Origin of the sequence: Devosia sp. Root105, assembly GCF_001424865.1 — a bacterium.
Classification (GTDB): domain Bacteria; phylum Pseudomonadota; class Alphaproteobacteria; order Rhizobiales; family Devosiaceae; genus Devosia_A.
Window position 1 is genome coordinate 929,937 of the sequence record NZ_LMCR01000012.1, and the last position, 17,065, is coordinate 947,001.

Below are 17,065 nucleotides of genomic sequence, written 5' to 3' on the forward strand. Positions count from 1 at the left end.
GCGTCTCCCTCCCCCTTGCGGGGAGGGATTAAGGGTGGGGGGCTGCCCTCGCCGGCTTCTCAGTACGTCTGCCTGAGGTGCCCAACCTTGAGGCTGTTGGCCAGTGCATCCTTCGTCACCGCCGCCCCCTTGCGCGGCGTGAAGCTTAGCTTCACCTCCCGCCCCGGCAGCAGCGTCACGGCGTTGTCCGAGAAGTAGCCGGGCACATCCACCGTCGCCGTGACGAACACCGCCGGCTTGTCGGCGGTCAGCGTCAGCACCGGCGCCTTGTCGCCGCCCGACCAGCTCGCCTTTACCTTGGCTTCGGCCAGTTCGTACGCCTTGTACGCTTTGGGGAAGTAGTCGTTCTCGCCCAGCAGCTTGCCGTCCTCGGCGGTCCAGGAGAAGAACAGGAACTCGTTGGGCCCCAGATCGGCAAGCTTCAGCTTGGTTGCCACCACTGCCTTGTCGGGGTTGCTCTTCACTTTTGCCGTGGCGATGACGCGGGCCTTGCCATTGGCATGTACCGCCTGAACTTCCACAGCGATTTCAGCCTTTTCGGCGGTATCGTTGATGGCTTTGAGGAGGATGGTGTCGCCGTCCGGCACGGCCACGACGTTGATGGGATTGTAGAAGCGTTTCGCCATGTAATGCAGCAGCTTCCACTGCCCGCCATAGTCGAGGCTCGACCAGCTGGCGACCGGGTAGACGTCGTTGATCTGCCAGTAGAGCGTGCCCATGCAGCGCGGCTTGGTCGAGCGCCAGTATTCGATGGCGGTCTTGATGGCGAGGCCCTGCTGGATCTGGCTCAGGAACACCATGTTCTCGAAGCCCGAGGGGAAGCGGAAATAGCGCGTCATGGTCTCGAGGATGCGCGAGTTGCCGCCGGTATTGCGCTGGTGCGCTTCCATCACCGGCGAGGTCGGGTTGCGATCCTCGGGTTTGGTGAAGCTGTCGATGACATTCATCGAGGTGAAGCTCTGGAAGCCGAACTCCGAGGCGAAGCGCGGGTTCACCTCGCGATAGGCGGAAAAGTCCTTGGCCGAGTGCCAGACGCTCCAGTAGTGCGTGTCGCCGCGCGTATCCATCAGCCAGCCGTCGGAATAATCCATGTAGCCGAGCGAGGGCGAGGACGGCCAGAACCGGCGGGTCGGATCCTCGTCCTCGACGATATAGCCGAGCATCGAGTTGAGCCGGTCGTAGTTGGCGACGTAGCGCTCCGGCGCCGCCTTGGTCTCGGGGTACCAGTGGAGCGAGCCGATCACCTCGTTGTCGCCGCACCAGAGCGCGATCGAGGCGTGGTGGCTGAGGCGGCGGATCTGTTGGGTGATCTCGGTGCGCACATCGGCGAGGAAGGCCCGATCGGATGGGTAGCTCATGCAGGCGAACATGAAGTCGTGCCAGATGAGGATGCCGAGCTCGTCGCACATCTCGTAGAAATAGTCCGGCTCGTACTGCCCGCCGCCCCAGATGCGGAGCATGTTCATGTTTACCGCCCGGGCGCTTTCGAGCAGGTCGCGAACGGTGTCGGGAGTGATACGCGACGGGATGGCGTCGGCCGGGATCCAGTTGGCGCCGAACATCGAGATGTCGCGGCCGTTGATCCGCACCTTGAAGCTGTGGTCGATCTCGTCCTTCTCGACCAGCCATTCGAGCTTCCGCAGACCCAGCTTGCGCTTCGTCACTTCGCCGTCGAGTGTGGTCCAGAGCTCGTAGAGCGGCTGCTGGCCCTGCCCGTTCGGCCACCAGAGCTTTGGGTTCTTGATGGTAACGTTGTGGGTGAAGACGTTCTCGCCCGGCCGCACCACCACCTTGTCGACAAGCTTCTGCCCATCGACCTCGTGCATCAGCTCAACCGAACCCTCGGCGAAGGCGAAAACCCGAGTCGTGATCGAGAGTTCGACGGATTTCTTGCCATGCGCCTGCTCGACCGTCACGCTCTCCTGGCGGGCGAGGCGCGAGCGGCGGATCGCCATCTTGCCGTAGACACCTGTCGGCATCAGGCAGATGCCCCAATCCCAGCCGGCGTGGCAGGCGGCCTTGCGCACGAAGTTCATGTGCACGCCTTCGAGGCCGTTCGAGAGATAGTTGTAGGTGAAGGGGATCGGGAACGGGTGGGCGTCGGAGCGGGCCTTGGCCACATCGCGGGTCACCGCGAACTCGATGCGTAGCGTGTTGACCCCTACCTTCACCTTGCCGGTGACGTCGATGTCGTAGCGGATGAACTGGTTCTGCGTCTCGGCGACCGCCTCGCCGTTGAGGATCACCGTGGCGATGGTATCGACGTTGTCGAGGGTCAGCGTCAGGTAGCCGTCGATGTCGGCGGCGCTCGCCTCGAACTTCCGCTCCACCGTCCACGGGGTTTTGTTGACCCACATAACGTCGACTTCGTTCTGGCCGAAATATGGGTCGGGGATCTCATTGGCGTCGAGCAGCGCAGTATGCACGTCGCCGGGAAGCGTGATCGGCGCCTTGAGCTTCAGCTTCGGCGACGTCAGCTGGAACTGCCCCGCGAGATCGAGTTCGCCGTAGCCGGTCGTGGCAGGCACAGCCGCGGTCCTGGTCTTCGCCATGTGGGGAGTTCCTCCGATAGATGCCCGACGCGCAATCGATTGCAGCGCCGGCAGGCGACTGATGTAGCCGCTGCCATTCCAGCTGCCAATCCCCCTCCCCGTAGCTCCGGCAACCTCCCACTCTTGACATGTGACCATTTGGTCACCTATTGTGGTGACTGTGGATGCCGTCTTCAAAGCCCTGGCCGATCCGACCCGAAGGCAGCTGCTCGACAGCCTGCGCGACAAGGCCGGACAGACCCTGACCGAGCTCGAAAGCGGGCTCGGGATGACGCGGTTCGGGGTGATGAAGCACCTCAAGGTGCTGGAAGAGGCGAAGCTGGTGACGAGCCGCAAGGAGGGGCGGTTCAAGTACCACTACCTCAACGCCTCCCCGATCCAGGAAGTCGCGGACCGGTGGATCGCGCCCTACCAAAAGCCGTTCGCGCGCTTCGCACTCGATTTGAAGAACCAGTTGGAGAGTTCAGTACCGATGGCCGACAAACCGAATTTCGTGCTCGAGACCTATATCCGGACGACGCCGCAGGCGCTGTGGGATGCCCTCACCCGACCCGAGCTGACGGCGCTCTACTATTACGGCACCCGGATCGACAGCGCGCTGAAGCGCGGGGGGCCGTTCCGCTACCTTACCGGCGACGGGCAGGTGATGCTCGATGGCGAAGTCATCGAGGTCGAACCGCTGAAGAAAATCGTCTCGAGCTTCATTCCGAGCTGGGCCGAAAATTCGCAGCCGACCCTCGTCACCTTCGCGATCGAGCCGATGGGCGAGGTCGTCAAGTTCACCATCACCCACCACGACTACGAGAAAGCCAATGCCGGCATCGACACCGGTTGGCCGGTGGTCGTCGCGGGTCTGAAGACGCTGCTCGAGACAGGCAAACCGCTGAACCTGCCGACCAGCATGTGACCATCAAGCAGCGGCAAAACAGGGAAAAAGAAAATGGCGAAATACATTCTGGGCTTTCACGGATCGCCCGCCACCTCACCGGCAGACCTCGAAGGCTCAATGGAGAAATGGGTCGCCTGGTACCAGGGCATGGGCAGCGCCGTCGCCGACATGGGCAACCCGGCTGGGCCGAGCAAGACCATCGGCGCCGACGGTCGTGTGGCCAGCACCAACGGCAACGCGCTGACCGGCTATTCCATCCTCGAGGCCAAAAGCCTCGACGACGCGATCTCCCTGGCGCGCGGCTGCCCGATCTATGCCGCCGGCGGCTCGGTTGAAGTCGCCGAGTTGATGCCGATGTAATACGAAGGGCGGCGCCCCCGCGACGCCGCCCCCTTCCCTCAGATGCTGATGGCGTTGGCCGCGGCGTAGGTCTCCTTCAGCATCGCCTCTACCGGCAGCAGCGGCAGAAGCTTCATCATCAGGTTGCGCATCCAGATGCTGAACTTGCTTTTCGGCACGAAGCCGCCGACGGCCTTGTGCGCCAGCGTCTGGCTGGCATCGACGAACGGCTGCAGCCTGCGCTGGTAGTTCGCGAACGCCGCCTGGCGATTGTCGGGCGAGGCGTTCAGCTCCTGGGCGAGGACATACGCCCCCACCACCGCCATCCCGGTGCCCATGCCGGAGAGCGGCGAAGCGCAATGCGCGGCGTCGCCCAGCAATGCGACGCGGCCCCGCGACCAGCGCTCGATCACCACCTGGCTGATGGTGTCGAAGTAGAAATCCGGGGCGAACTCCATGTCCGCGAGGATCTGCGGCACGTGCCAGCCCTGCCCGGCAAAGCGCTGCCGTACGAACTGCTTCTGCGCCCCGACATCGCGATAGTCGCAATCGCCGAAATCGCCGTCGAAGAACATCAGCGCCCGCGCCTCGCGGTTCTGCCGGGCGCTGTAGACGCCAGCGATGGTGCCGGGGGCGCTGAACAGCCGGCCGGAATAGTCGAGGTTCAGCCGGTTGGGCACGGTGAAGATCGAGGCATAGAGCCCTAGATCGCGGACGAACTGCTCCTCCGGACCGAAGGCCAATCGGCGCACATTTGAATGCAGCCCATCGGCGCCGATCACCAGGTCGAAGCTCCGGACCCTGCCGCTCTCAAAACGGACTTCGACGCCGTCGTCCAGGTCGGTGAGTTCGGCGATCGAGTCGCCGAAGATGTATTCGGCGCCGGCCTTGGTGGCATCGTAGAGAATGCGCGCCAGGTCGCCGCGCATGATCTCGAGTTCGCCGCTGAAGGCGGCGGCCGGCATGGTGGCGACTTCGCGGTCGTGGCGATCGACATAGTACATGTCGCCCATATTGGTCGCCTCGGCCTTCACCGCATCGAGCAGCTCCATGCGGCGCAGCGCCTCCATCGAGGTGCCACGGAAATCCACCGCGTAGCCGCCCTCGCGCAGCTGCCTGGCCCGCTCGACGATGGTCGGCTGGAAGCCATAGCGGCTGAGCCAGAAGGCGAGGGACGGGCCGGCGACGCTGGCCCCGGAGATCAGCACGGTACGGATCGGGTGGTGGGTCATCACGGCATCTCCTGTTGCGATGTCGATATTCATACGTATGTATAAAACATCTGTCTAGATGAATTTCATACGATCGTATAGAAACGACTCGTCGCAGCCGCTAGGAAGGATCATGGGACACAAGGAAGATCTGCTCGCCGGCGCCAAAAAATGCCTGCGCGAGAAGGGCTACGCCAACACCACGGCACGCGACATCGTCGCCGCGTCGGGCACCAATCTCGCCTCCATCGGCTACCATTTCGGCTCGAAAGACGCGCTGATGACCCAGGCGATCGTCGAGATGCTTGGGGAGTGGGGCGACCAGTTCGGTAGTGAGCCGGCGGCATCGATTGCCGATTATGGCGAGCGCTTCGCAAGGCACTGGCGCGACCTCGCCGCTGCCGTATCAGGCGATCGCCAGTTGTCGGCTGCCAGTTTTGAGAACGCCGCCACCGCCATCCGCATGCCCGAGCTCATCCACATCATAGCGGCCGGCCAGGAAGACGCGCGAGTCGGGCTCGGCGACGATTTCGCCGAAACGGATGCCGATGTCGAAACGAAACGCGCCGTCGGCTCGCTGATGCTGGCCGTCACCACCGGCGTCATCGCGCAGTGGCTGGTCGATCCCGAGCGTTCCCCTACCCCCGACGACATCGTGAAGGCCTTCCACGCCATCGGCGAGGCGTTTGTGCGGAAGTGAGGGCGTCTTCAGTGGTGATGACAGGCTACCAGGTCCCATAGCCACCGGCTGTCATCCCAGCGAAAGCTGGGACCCATTCATCCACTTGCGCTGCGGCGAGTTGGGTCCCAGCTTTCGCTGGGATGACATCGAGTTCGGTGCGACGGCAGAGCAACAACACGACTGCTTGACTCTCATAGCTAACGAATATAGCTATCATAGATACATACGTTAGCCATTGAGGTTTTCCATGCCCACCACTACCGGTTTCCCGCCGAAGTCCGTCGTGACCACGCTGCGCGTCGAAGGGCTGGTGGCGCTCATTGCGGCCGTCACCGCCTACTGGTTCCTCGGCGGCAACTGGTGGCTGTTCGCGGTGCTGCTGCTGGCGCCCGATCTCAGCTTCTTCGGGCTCTATGCCGGCGAAACGGCCGGGGCGAAAATCTACAACCTCGCCCATACCTATGCGGTCCCCGCCGTGCTCGGCGCCATCGGCTGGTTCGGCGGCATCTTCTGGCTGACGGAAGTCGCACTGATCTGGGCCGCCCATATCGGCATGGACCGGGCCGTCGGCTATGGCCTCAAATATCCGGGCGTCGCCCACCACACCCATCTCGGCCTCATTGGCCCGGCGAAGAAGGCCGCACGCAGTGCCGACGCCCGCTAAGACCTCCCCTGCCCAGTTGGCGAGCATAGCTCGGACGCTGGTCGAAACCACGGGTCCCGACGCCCTCACCATGGGCGCCGTAGCGGCGAGCGCCGGCATCAAGCCGCCTTCGCTCTACAAGCACTTCGCCGACCGTGCGGCGATCCTCAAGGTGGTCGAGATCGGGATCCTCCGCGAGCTCGAGGCCTATCTCCGGCGCGAGACGAAGGGGGTGGCGCCCAAGGCGCGGCTGATCGCCATGGCCACTGCCTATCGCCGCTTCGGCCTTGCCGCGCCCAATCGCTACAAGGCGATCTACAGCGGCAACGCCTTCACCGACCCCGAGATCCGCACCGCTTGCCTGTTCTCGGCGCAACCGTTGTTCGAGGAACTGAAAGCCGCGGGCATTGCCGAGGCACGCATCCTGCCGCTGTCGCGCACGCTGGTGGCGTTCCTGCACGGCTTCGTGCTGATGGAGATCGGCAACGCCTTCAATCTCGGCGGCAGCATCGAGGAGGCGTTCGACTCCAGCCTCGAGACGATCCTGCGAGAAATAGCCTAGCAGCCTGTCGATCCCGGCCGCGTTCACTCGTCGGGATGGTGAGAGCGGCCAACGCCGCCCAACCGAGGAGAAAGACGATGGGTTCGAGCGTATTGTACATGTCGATATCGGTGGATGGCTTCATCACCGGGCCGAACGTCCGGCCGGACAACGGTCTCGGCGACGAGGGCCAGCACCTCCACGACTGGGTGTTCGGCGATGCCGAAGGCGGCGATTTCGATGCCGCGGTCGCGCAGCTCAAAGGCGTCAACCGGCAGATCTGGGACGAGATGATGGCGACCGGCGCGGTGGTCGCCGGGCGCCATACGTTCGAGCCCGCCGGCGGCTGGAACGGCGATCATCACGACGGCGTCGAGATCTTCATCGTCAGCCGGCACGAGGCGCCGGAGTGGGTGCGCAAATGGCCGAACGTGCACTATGTCGACGATCTCGGTGTCGCGATGCGCGAAGCCAAGGTGGCAGCTGGCGAGCGGAACGTGATGATGCATGGCGGCGGCACGCTGGTGCCGATGGCGCTGAAGGCCGGCTTGCTCGACGAACTGATGCTCCACCAGGTGCCGTTCCTGCTCGGCGACGGCACGCGACTGTTCGACACGCTGGGGTTTGGCCTGCGCAACCTGGAGCGGCTGCGGGTGCTCGAGGGCGAAGGCGTCACGCACCTGCACTACCGGGTGCGTAAGTAGCCCCCTACTCCGCCGCCCTCAAATCAAGGAAGCCGCCTGACTGGCGGGCCCAGAGCGTCGCATAGTGGCCGCCGGCCGCCAGCAACTCGGCATGGGTGCCCTGTTCGACGATCCGCCCCGCTTCGAGCACGATCAGCCGGTCCATCTCGGCAATGGTGGAGAGCCGGTGGGCGATGGCGAGCACGGTCTTGCCCTGCATCAGCGTCTTCAGCTGGCCCTGGATCGCTGCCTCCACCTCGCTGTCGAGCGCCGAGGTGGCTTCGTCGAGCACCAGGATCGGGGCGTTCTTCAACAGCACGCGGGCAATGGCGACGCGCTGGCGCTGGCCGCCCGAGAGCTTGACGCCGCGCTCGCCGACAAAGGCGTCGTAAGCCGTGCGGCCCTTCTGGTCGATCAGCAGTTCGATGAAATCGTCGGCCTCGGCCGAAGCCGCCGCGGCGAACATCTCGTCGTCGGTGGCATCGGGCCGGCCATAGGTCAGGTTGGCGCGGATCGAGCGGTGCAGCAGCGAGGTGTCCTGAGTCACCACGCCGATATTGGCGCGCAGCGACTCCTGGGTGACGTTCGCGATATCCTGACCGTCGATCGTGATGGTGCCGCCCTGCACGTCGTAAAAGCGCAGCAGCAGGTTGACGATGGTCGACTTGCCCGCCCCGGATCGGCCGATCAGCCCGACGCGCTCGCCCGCCTTGATGTGAAGCTCAAGGTTGTCGATCACCGGCAGGGCATTGTCGTACTTGAAGCTGACATGGTCGAAGCTGATGGCCGCCTCGGTCACCCGCAGCGGTTTTGCGTCCGGTGCATCGACCAGCCCGAGCGGCCGGGCGATCAGTTCGGCCGAGTTCTGCGCGGTGCCATAGTTGCGCATCAGGCCGTTGAGCTGGTTCATCAGCCGGCCGAGGAGGTTATAGAGCCGCAGCACCAGCCCGGTGGTGAAGGCGACGCCGCCGACGCTCACCAGCCCTTCGGTCCACAGGTGCACTGACAGCGCCGCAATGCCGGCAATCGCCACGCCGGACAGCATGCCCATTGCCGTGCGCACGCCGACCAGCGTCCGCGCCAACCTGGTCATGGCGGCGATGAAGCTTTCGAAACCCGACTTGACGAACTTGTCGTCCGCCTCGGCCGTGCCGAACAGTTTCAGCGTCTGGATGTTGGAGAAGCTGTCTACGATGCGCCCGGTCAGCACCGAGGCCTGCTCTGCGGCGGCGGCCGAGTATTTTCGCATGCGCGGCACGTAGTAGCGCGCCAACGCGGCAAAGGCCGCGACCCACAGCAGCACTGCCGCCGCCAGCCGCCAGTCGAGCTGGCCGACCAGCACCACCGTCGTCACGGTGTAGATGCCGATGAACCACACCACCTGCAGCAGGCTGACCATGAAGTCGCCCACTGCGCCGCCGGACTGCCAGACCTTGCTGGCGATCGAGCCGGCGAAATCGTTCTGGAAGAAGGTGAGGTTCTGCCGGATCACATGGGCGTAGGCCTGCCAGCGCACCAGGTTGTAGAAGCCGAGGTTGACGGTCTGCTCTTCCACCGTGGCCGACAGCCAGGTGATGATGAAGCGCATGCCCAGCGTCACCACCAGCATCCAGACCAGCTCCGGCCCGAACCCGGCGATCAGCCCGGCCCAGCCCTCGGCCTGGCTGGAGCTATCGAGAATATCGACGATGCGGCCGACATAGTAGAACAGCGCCGCCTCGACCAGCGCCACCGCCCCGCCGAGCACCAGCAGAGAGGCGAATGCCAGCTTCGCCTGCGAGATGTAGAACCAGAAAAACCGCCAGGTCACCGCCGGCGGCTGCAGATCGCCGGACTTCCCGAATGGGTCAGTCCAGCGCTCGAAGAAGCGGTGAATGGGCTCGAGGAGCTTCATGGGTGTTCTCGTTGAACACTCAATAGCTTGAGTCCTAACGAAGGGAACGTGAAATCGCGGAAAGGGTGTTCTCGAGGGTTTTCGCGTGAACGAAAAATTGCCGCCATTGTGAAGGACGGGCCTAGGGAACGACTCCATCCATCTCGGGGAACAGGACCACGCTCTCGTTCACGGTCGCCTCGTTGCGAGATCCGACGAAAACGGCGGGCGTCGAGCTGCGATTGACGGCGACATGCAGAACGTTGGCGGGGATATAGACGTAGTCGCCAATGTTGAGCTGCTCGTGGTGTTCGAGATTGGGGCCCGAGTACATGTCCACCGCCTCGCCGGACAGCATGTACATGGCCGTTTCGTGGAACTCATGCACGTGAGCCTTCGTGCGTTTGCCGGGCGGCAGTGTCACGACGCCCAGGAACAGAGATCTCGCTCCGACGGTCTCTGCGCTGACGCCGGCAGCATATATCGAGCCCTGCACAGCAGCTTCGCTCTTCTGCCCCTTAACAATAGACGCTCGACCCTCATCGGTAGCGCTCATCGACTACTCCCTGTTGACGGCTTGCATCATTGCCGCAGACAAGACAGTTCCGATATTGATACCGGTAGTAACGATATTCCCAAGGGAAGAGCAAGGGCGGCGGACTGGTGTCCGCCGCCCCCTTATTTACTCCGCGGCTTCTGCCTCGGCTTTCATGTCGAGGAACCCGCCGGACTGGCGCTCCCAGAGCTGGGCATAGTGCCCACCGCCGGCGAGCAGCTCGGCATGGGTGCCCTCTTCGACGATCTGCCCCTTTTCGAGCACCACCAGCCGGTCCATCGCGGCGATGGTCGAGAGGCGGTGGGCGATGGCAATCACGGTCTTGCCCTGCATCAGCGACACCAGCTGTTCCTGGATCGCCGCCTCGACTTCGCTGTCGAGCGCCGAGGTCGCCTCGTCGAGCACCAGGATCGGGGCGTTCTTCAGCAGCACCCGGGCAATGGCGACGCGCTGGCGCTGCCCACCCGAGAGCTTGACCCCCCGTTCGCCGACATGGGCGTCGTAGCCCCGTCGTTCCTTGGGGTCCATCAACCCGGCAATCACGTCGGCCACCTTGGCGTGCTCGGCAGCGCGGATCATCTCCTCGTCGGTCGCGGTCTGGCGGCCGTACTTGATGTTCTCGCGCACCGAACGGTGCAGCAGCGAGGTGTCCTGGCTGACCAGGCCAATCGCGGCGCGCACGCTTTCCTGCGTGACGTCGCGAACGTCCTGCCCATCGATGCGGATCGAACCGGACTCCACGTCGAACAGACGCAGCATCAGGTTGACCAGCGTCGACTTGCCGGCGCCGGAACGACCGACCAGACCCACCTTCTCGCCCGGCTTGATGGTGAGGTTGAACCCCTCCATCACAGTGCCTTCCTTGCCGCGCCAGTAGTTGAAGGTGACGTTGTCGAAGGCGATGCCGCCTTCCTTCACCACCAGGTGCTTGGCCTCAGGCTTGTCGAGCATGGTGATCGGCTGGGCGATGGTGATCATCGAATCCCGCGTGGTGCCGATCTGACGGAAGATGTTGGAGCCGACATCGAGGATCCAGCCACTCATGTTCATGATCTGCAACGCGAACGGGATGGCCGTTGCCACTGCGGCGGCATTCAGCGTTCCGGCGTTCCAGCTGCTGAGCGCGATCCAGGCGATCGAGATCACGAGGCCGGCGTTGAGCAGGAACAGCGTCGACCACATGTAGGTGAACACCCGCATGAGTTTGCGGAACTCCACCGCGTGCTCGTTCACCGAGTCCGCCACATAGGCGTCCTCGTGACCGTCGGTCGAGAACGTCTTCAGCGTGTGGATATTGGTGTAGCTGTCGACGACGCGGCCGGTCATCACGGACTTGGCTTCCGAGAGATCCTCGGAATGCTTGGCGATCAGCGGCATGACGATGGTGAACAGGATGCCGTAGAGCACCAGCCAGACGGCAATCGGCACCAGCAGCACCCAATCGAGCCGGGCCAGCACGACCACCGCCACGATGACGAAGATGCCGGCGTACCAGACGGCATCGATGGTCATGTTGACCGAGGTCTCGATCGATTCCCCGGCCTGCATGATCTTGTTGGCGATGCGCCCGGCGAAGTCGTTCTGGAAATAGCTCCAGGTCTGCCGGATGACGTGCCAATGGCTCTGCCAGCGGACAATGTCGACGAGGTTGGGCACGATCGCGTGGTTACGCACCAGCGTATCGAGCAGGAAGGTGATCGGCCGGATCACGGCGATCACCAGGATCATCCAGAGGAAGGTCTGCCAGTGCAGCTCGAACATCTGCCCCGGCGGGGTCGTGGCGAGCAGACCGACGACGACGCCGACGAAGACCGGCATCATCGCATCGGCGATCGAGCCGATGGCCACCAGCACCATGCGGAGCAGGAATGCGCCGCGGAACTGGTTGACGAAATACATGGTGAACTTGGTCACCCCCATCGGGGGTTGAGTGTCCTTGGCCAGCGCTACCGGAGAGTAGCGGGCATCGAACCAGGCAATGACTCGGTTGAGCATTTTGAACTCATTTTCCGAGCCCGGTAACTGACTATCCGAGTCAGGTCAGGGCTCTAACGGATTGTTTTCGCTTCACTTTGGACCGGCTGGCGTTGGGGCCCGCGCTGAGGTCGATGAATCCGGGTTGATTGCGAGTTTCCATTTGTCCCCTCCTTGGGGTGGTTGAAATTATGTGTTGCGAGGCGGCCTACTCGGCCGCCTCCTCCTGTACGTCCATCTCGAGGAACCCGCCGGACTGGCGGGCCCAGAGCTTGGCGTAGACGCCGCCCAGCGTGATCAGCTCGGCATGGGTGCCCTGCTCGACGATCTTGCCCTGCTCCAGCACCACGAGGCGGTCCATCATGGCGATGGTCGAGAGCCGGTGCGCGATGGCGATCACCGTCTTGTTCTGCATCAGGAGCTGCAACTGGCCCTGGATCGCCGCTTCGACCTCGCTGTCGAGGGCCGAGGTGGCTTCGTCGAGCACCAGGATGGGCGCGTTCTTGAGCAGCACGCGGGCGATGGCGATGCGCTGCCGCTGGCCGCCCGAGAGCTTCACGCCACGCTCGCCGACATGGGCGTCGTAGCCCTTGCGGCCCTTGAAATCGACCAGCCCGTCGATGAACACGTCGGCTTCGGCGAGGCGGGCGGCGGCAAGCATCTCCGCCTCGGTCGCGTCGGGACGGCCATAGAGGATGTTCTCGCGCACCGAGCGATGCAGGAGCGAGGTATCCTGCGTCACCACGCCAATCTGCTCGCGCAGCGTATCCTGCTGCACGGTGGCGATGTCGATGCCGTCGATGGTGATCCTGCCGCTCTCGCGGTCGTAGAAGCGCAGCAGCAGGTTGACGATGGTCGATTTGCCGGCGCCGGAGCGGCCGACGAGACCGATCTTCTCACCCGGCTTGATGGCGAGCTCGAGATGGTCGATGACACCGGACGCCTTGCCGTAGTGGAACCCGACATCATCGAAGCGCACGTCGCCCTTCACCGGGCCGATCGGCTTGGCGCCGGGCTGATCGGCGACGACGCGCGGCAGCGAGATCGAGTTGATGCCGTCCCGCACGATGCCGATATTCTCGAACAGCTGCGACATCTCCCACATCACCCACTGGCTCATGCCCTGGAAGCGCAGTACCAGCGCCGTGGCGACGGCAATCGCCCCAGGGGTCATCGAACCGTTGAGCCACTGGTTGATGCCGACCGCCATGACCGCGAACAGCAGCAGGTTGTTCATCAGCGGGATGACGATCTGTAAGAGGGCGAACATCCGCATCTGCTTGTGCACGGTGCCCATGAACTGATCCATGGCCTCGTGCGCATAGGCTTCCTCGCGGTGCGAATGCGAGAACAGCTTTACTGTCGCGATATTGGTGTAGCTGTCGACGATGCGCCCAGTCATCAGCGAGCGCGCATCGGCCTGCGCCTCGGCGACCTTGCCGAGCTTGGGCACATAGTAGCAGAGCAGCGAAACGTAGATGGCGAGCCAGACCAGGAACGGCACGGCCAGCCACAGGTCGCTCATCGCCGCCAGCACCACGGCGCCGGCGAAGTAGACGACCACGAACACCGTCACGTCGAGCAGCTTCATCACCACTTCGCGCACGGCCAGCGAGGTCTGCATCAGCTTGGCGCCGATGCGGCCGGCGAACTCGTCCTGGAAATAGCTCATCGACTGGCGCAGCAGGTAGCGATGCGCCATCCAGCGGATGCGCTGCGGCAGGTTACCGATCAGCGTCTGGTGGATGATCAGCGTGTCGAAGATCTGCAATGACGGCAGGATAGCGAGCAGCACCACCGCCATCAGGATGAGCTTCCAGCCTTCAGTCTGTAAGAACGTGGCGCGGTCCGCCGTGCCGAGCCAATCGATGATCGAGCCCATGAAGCTGAACAGCAGAATCTCGCCCAGCGCGATGCACGCGCCCAGCACCGCCATAGCGATCAGCCAGCGCTTGGCGCCCTTGCAGTAGTGCAGGCAGAACGCCACCAGCCCCTTGGGCGGCTGCTGCGGCTCACCGAGCGGATAGGGGTTGAGCCGATCCTCGAACCACTTGAACACTCTGTCGAACACGGCCGTCTCCCTCGTCCCATAGTCAGGATGGCGGCACGGCTACGGCCTCAACATAGGTTGAGGTCAAGCGGCTCTTGCCATCCGAGGGCTTTGCCCTCTTCTGTATTTTGGATTACGCACACGCCACGCCAGTAGCGTGACGGAGGTGCGTGCTGGCGGGCCAGCCAGGCGCCAATCCCAATACCGCCGGAATCGGCAAGGATCGTGTCCAAATTGGCTGGTTGTCAGCCGCACAGAATACACTAACCATGGGATTCGGCTGTTGCGCCTGCGCCACAGTTGGTTAACGAGTTGATGTTGCGGAGAATTTAATGCGCGGCGAGAACGAAGAGACGGTCTTCCTCAAGGATTATGCCGAGACCCCCTACGCCATCGAGAAGGTCGAACTGGACGTCCGGATCGCCCCCGACACCTCGGTGATCCGTGCCCTGCTGACGCTGGTGCCGCGTCCCAACACCGCGCCCGGCACCCCGCTGGTGCTGGACGGCGAAGAGCTGACGCTGCGCAGCGTCGCCATCGACGGGCTGCCGCAGGCGCTCACCGCCTATGAGGCGACTGCCACGGGGCTCACCATCCACCAGCCACCGAACAAGCGCTTCGTGCTTGAGACCGAGGTGGCGGTCGAGCCGGAAAAGAACATTCGGCTGATGGGCTTTTACCGCTCCAGCGGCACCTGGTGTACGCAGTGCGAGCCCGAGGGCTTCCGCCGCATCACCTATTATCTCGATCGCCCCGACGTGCTGGCGCCGTTCAAGGTGCGGATGACCGCCGACCAGGTGCTGGCGCCGATCCTGCTCTCCAACGGTAATCTGGTCGAGAAGGGCGCCCTGCCCGACGGCAAGCATTTCGCGGTGTGGGAGGATCCGTTTCCGAAGCCGGCCTACCTCTTCGCCATGGTGGCGGGCGATCTCGGCTCGATCCATGACGAGTTCACCACCGCCTCGGGGCGCAAGGTGGCGCTCGGCATCTACTGCGCACACGGCAAGGAGAGCGAGTGCCTCTACGCCATGGATTCGCTGAAGCGCTCCATGGCCTGGGACGAGCGCCGCTTCGGCCGTGAATACGATCTCGACGTGTTCAATATCGTCGCCGTCTCCGATTTCAATTTCGGCGCGATGGAGAACAAGGGGCTCAACATCTTCAACGACAAGCTGGTGTTCGCCAAACCCGAGAGCGCTACCGACGCCGACTACATCAATATCGAGAGCGTCATCGCGCACGAGTATTTCCACAATTGGACAGGCGACAGAATCACTTGCCGCGACTGGTTCCAGCTCTGTCTCAAGGAAGGCCTGACGGTTTATCGCGATCAGGAGTTCTCGATGGACGAGCGCTCGCGCCCGGTGAACCGCATCGACGACGTGCGGCAGCTGCGCCAGACGCAGTTCCCCGAGGATGGCGGCCCGCTCGCCCATCCGGCGCGGCCCGACCGCTACAAGGAAATCAACAACTTCTATACGGCGACCGTCTACGAGAAGGGCGCCGAGATCGTCCGCATGCTGGCGACGCTGCTCGGCGAAGCCGGCTTCCGCAAGGGGATGGACCTCTATTTCGAGCGCCATGACGGCGAGGCCACCACCATCGAGGCCTTCATCAAGGTGTTCGAGGACACTTCTGGCCAGAACCTGCAGCACTTCCAGCAGTGGTACCTGCAGGCCGGCACGCCCGAGGTCAGCGTCACCGACCGGTTCGATGCAGCCACGCAGACCTATACGCTCGATATCGTGCAGGAGAACAAGCCGACCCCTGGCCAGGACGAGAAGCAACCGATGGTGCTGCCGATCAAGTTCGGCCTTATCGGTCCGAACGGCAGCCCGATGAGCTGGGCCTCGGTGTCCGGTGGCGAGGTGCGCGACGACCTGATCGTCATGGACACCAACAAGCTCAGCCTCAGCTTCACCGGCATCCCCAACCGCCCGGTACCGTCGCTGTTCCGCGGCTTTTCGGCGCCGGTGCAGCTCACCAGCAATGCCAGCGAAGCCGACCAGCTGTTCCTCGCTCGCCACGATGCCGACCCGTTCAACCGCTGGCAGGCGCTGCAGGACGTGTCGATGCGGCTGATACTCGATGCGGTCGGCGGCAAGCCGTGGAGTGACGCACAGGTCGCTGCCATTGCAGATGCACTGACGGAGACGCTCAGCTCCAAGGAGCTCGATCCGGCCTACAAGGCGCTGGCGCTGAACCTACCCAACGAGCAGACCATCGCCCGCGCTATCGGCAGCAATGTCGACCCCGACCGCATCCACGAAGTGCGCACCGGCCTGGTGACGGCTTTGGTCGCCCGGCTCGCCCCGACGCTGGAGAAGGTCTACCTGACCAATGACAGCCGTCTCGCCTATTCGCCCGATTTCCAGCAGACCGGCCGGCGTTCGATGAAGAACACCGCCCTTGCCCTCCTGGTGCTCGGCAAGGCCGAGGGTGCGGACAAGCTGGCGCGCGAGCAATATCAGCGGGCGCTCAACATGACCGACCGGCTGTCGGCGCTTTCGACGGTGGTGCAGTCTTGGACCGCCGATGCCGATGCGCTGCTGTCGGATTTCTACCGGCAGTACACCGCCGACCCGCTGGTGCTCGACAAGTGGCTGTCGCTCAATGCGCTCGCCGCCGACGACGCGGCGCTCGAGCGCATCAAGGCCATCCTTGCTTCGCCGGATTTCCCACGGAACAACCCGAACCGGCTGCGGGCGTTGATGGCGACCTTCGGCATGAACAATCCGACGCAGTTCGCGCGCCAGGACGGCGCGGGCTTCCGCTTCCTCGCCGAGTTCGTCGGGGATGTCGACAAACGCAACCCGCAGGTCGCGGCGCGCGTGCTTACGGCCTTCCGCGTATGGCGCAGCTTCGAATCCGTACGTCGCGGCGAGGCGGAGAAAGCGCTGAAATCGCTGCAGGAATCGGGTGGGCTCAGCCGCAACACTGCCGATATCCTCGAGCGGACGCTGGCTGGTTAACAGAACCTTAGCGCTAGAAGAATTTTTCTTTCCCGCTAAGTGATTCAGCCGACTCATGATTTTGGCTTCGCCGTCTTCCCGTTCAGAAACCCCTCTGGAC

General features: G+C 63.6%; 13 protein-coding genes. 7 read left to right on the forward strand and 6 right to left on the reverse strand.

Annotated features, from left to right (window positions below):
• Positions 1-59: 59 nt before the first annotated feature.
• Entirely contained in the window at positions 60-2,552 is a 2,493-nt protein-coding gene (locus tag ASC68_RS13175; protein ID WP_055879681.1) for a glycoside hydrolase family 2 protein, read from the reverse strand.
• 160 nt (positions 2,553-2,712) lie between these two features.
• Here ASC68_RS13175 and ASC68_RS29435 point away from each other — a divergent pair, with 160 nt between their 5' ends.
• Positions 2,713-3,459 carry a metalloregulator ArsR/SmtB family transcription factor gene (locus ASC68_RS29435; RefSeq protein WP_055879684.1) on the forward strand — a complete coding sequence of 249 codons (747 nt, stop codon included), beginning with the start codon at positions 2,713-2,715 and terminating at the stop codon, positions 3,457-3,459.
• A gap of 33 nt (positions 3,460-3,492) precedes the next feature.
• Entirely contained in the window at positions 3,493-3,801 is a 309-nt protein-coding gene (locus tag ASC68_RS13185; RefSeq protein ID WP_055879687.1) for a YciI family protein, read from the forward strand.
• 38 nt (positions 3,802-3,839) lie between these two features.
• Here the strand turns inward: ASC68_RS13185 and ASC68_RS13190 are convergent, their stop codons facing one another.
• Positions 3,840-5,012, reverse strand: coding sequence for an FAD-dependent monooxygenase (locus tag ASC68_RS13190; RefSeq protein ID WP_055879955.1), 1,173 nt, complete (start codon positions 5,010-5,012; stop codon positions 3,840-3,842).
• A 112-nt stretch (positions 5,013-5,124) separates the two neighbouring features.
• Between ASC68_RS13190 and ASC68_RS13195 the strand changes: the two genes are divergently transcribed.
• The 4 genes from ASC68_RS13195 to ASC68_RS13210 all read left to right on the forward strand — a co-directional run bounded on the left by ASC68_RS13195 (position 5,125) and on the right by ASC68_RS13210 (position 7,561).
• The gene (locus ASC68_RS13195) at positions 5,125-5,691 is read left to right on the forward strand and encodes a TetR/AcrR family transcriptional regulator (protein ID WP_055879689.1); all 567 of its coding nucleotides are present in this window, start codon (positions 5,125-5,127) and stop codon (positions 5,689-5,691) included.
• A 229-nt stretch (positions 5,692-5,920) separates the two neighbouring features.
• Positions 5,921-6,337, forward strand: coding sequence for a DUF4260 domain-containing protein (locus ASC68_RS13200; protein ID WP_055879691.1), 417 nt, complete (start codon positions 5,921-5,923; stop codon positions 6,335-6,337).
• Entirely contained in the window at positions 6,321-6,878 is a 558-nt protein-coding gene (locus ASC68_RS13205; protein ID WP_197421192.1) for a TetR/AcrR family transcriptional regulator, read from the forward strand. The genes ASC68_RS13200 and ASC68_RS13205 overlap by 17 nt, the downstream gene beginning before the upstream one ends.
• Before the next feature lie 77 nt (positions 6,879-6,955).
• The gene (locus ASC68_RS13210; RefSeq protein WP_055879697.1) at positions 6,956-7,561 is read left to right on the forward strand and encodes a dihydrofolate reductase family protein; all 606 of its coding nucleotides are present in this window, start codon (positions 6,956-6,958) and stop codon (positions 7,559-7,561) included.
• 4 nt (positions 7,562-7,565) lie between these two features.
• On the opposite strand, the gene ASC68_RS13215 is transcribed toward ASC68_RS13210, so the two are convergent.
• From ASC68_RS13215 to ASC68_RS13230, 4 genes are all read right to left on the reverse strand, one after another.
• Entirely contained in the window at positions 7,566-9,434 is a 1,869-nt protein-coding gene (locus tag ASC68_RS13215; protein ID WP_055879700.1) for an ABC transporter ATP-binding protein, read from the reverse strand.
• 121 nt (positions 9,435-9,555) lie between these two features.
• Entirely contained in the window at positions 9,556-9,969 is a 414-nt protein-coding gene (locus tag ASC68_RS13220; RefSeq protein ID WP_055879702.1) for a cupin domain-containing protein, read from the reverse strand.
• A gap of 126 nt (positions 9,970-10,095) precedes the next feature.
• Positions 10,096-11,964 carry an ABC transporter ATP-binding protein gene (locus ASC68_RS13225; protein WP_082528130.1) on the reverse strand — a complete coding sequence of 623 codons (1,869 nt, stop codon included), beginning with the start codon at positions 11,962-11,964 and terminating at the stop codon, positions 10,096-10,098.
• A 187-nt stretch (positions 11,965-12,151) separates the two neighbouring features.
• Positions 12,152-14,002 (reverse strand): ABC transporter ATP-binding protein, encoded by a 1,851-nt coding sequence (locus tag ASC68_RS13230; RefSeq protein WP_055879959.1) that lies wholly within the window; start codon positions 14,000-14,002, stop codon positions 12,152-12,154.
• A 323-nt stretch (positions 14,003-14,325) separates the two neighbouring features.
• Here ASC68_RS13230 and pepN point away from each other — a divergent pair, with 323 nt between their 5' ends.
• Entirely contained in the window at positions 14,326-16,965 is a 2,640-nt protein-coding gene (pepN, locus tag ASC68_RS13235) for an aminopeptidase N (RefSeq protein ID WP_055879705.1), read from the forward strand.
• The last annotated feature ends 100 nt before the right edge of the window (positions 16,966-17,065 follow it).

Bases quoted from the DNA above. Each gene is read 5' to 3' on its own strand.
- ASC68_RS13190 (WP_055879955.1), bottom strand. From the start codon at position 5,012: ATGACCCACCACCCGATCCGTACCGTGCTGATCTCCGGGGCCAGCGTC.
- ASC68_RS13225 (WP_082528130.1), bottom strand. From the start codon at position 11,964: ATGCTCAACCGAGTCATTGCCTGGTTCGATGCCCGCTACTCTCCGGTA.
- ASC68_RS13200 (WP_055879691.1), top strand. From the start codon at position 5,921: ATGCCCACCACTACCGGTTTCCCGCCGAAGTCCGTCGTGACCACGCTG.
- pepN (WP_055879705.1), top strand. From the start codon at position 14,326: ATGCGCGGCGAGAACGAAGAGACGGTCTTCCTCAAGGATTATGCCGAG.
- ASC68_RS13220 (WP_055879702.1), bottom strand. From the start codon at position 9,969: ATGAGCGCTACCGATGAGGGTCGAGCGTCTATTGTTAAGGGGCAGAAG.
- ASC68_RS13185 (WP_055879687.1), top strand. From the start codon at position 3,493: ATGGCGAAATACATTCTGGGCTTTCACGGATCGCCCGCCACCTCACCG.
- ASC68_RS13215 (WP_055879700.1), bottom strand. From the start codon at position 9,434: ATGAAGCTCCTCGAGCCCATTCACCGCTTCTTCGAGCGCTGGACTGAC.
- ASC68_RS13175 (WP_055879681.1), bottom strand. From the start codon at position 2,552: ATGGCGAAGACCAGGACCGCGGCTGTGCCTGCCACGACCGGCTACGGC.
- ASC68_RS13195 (WP_055879689.1), top strand. From the start codon at position 5,125: ATGGGACACAAGGAAGATCTGCTCGCCGGCGCCAAAAAATGCCTGCGC.
- ASC68_RS13210 (WP_055879697.1), top strand. From the start codon at position 6,956: ATGGGTTCGAGCGTATTGTACATGTCGATATCGGTGGATGGCTTCATC.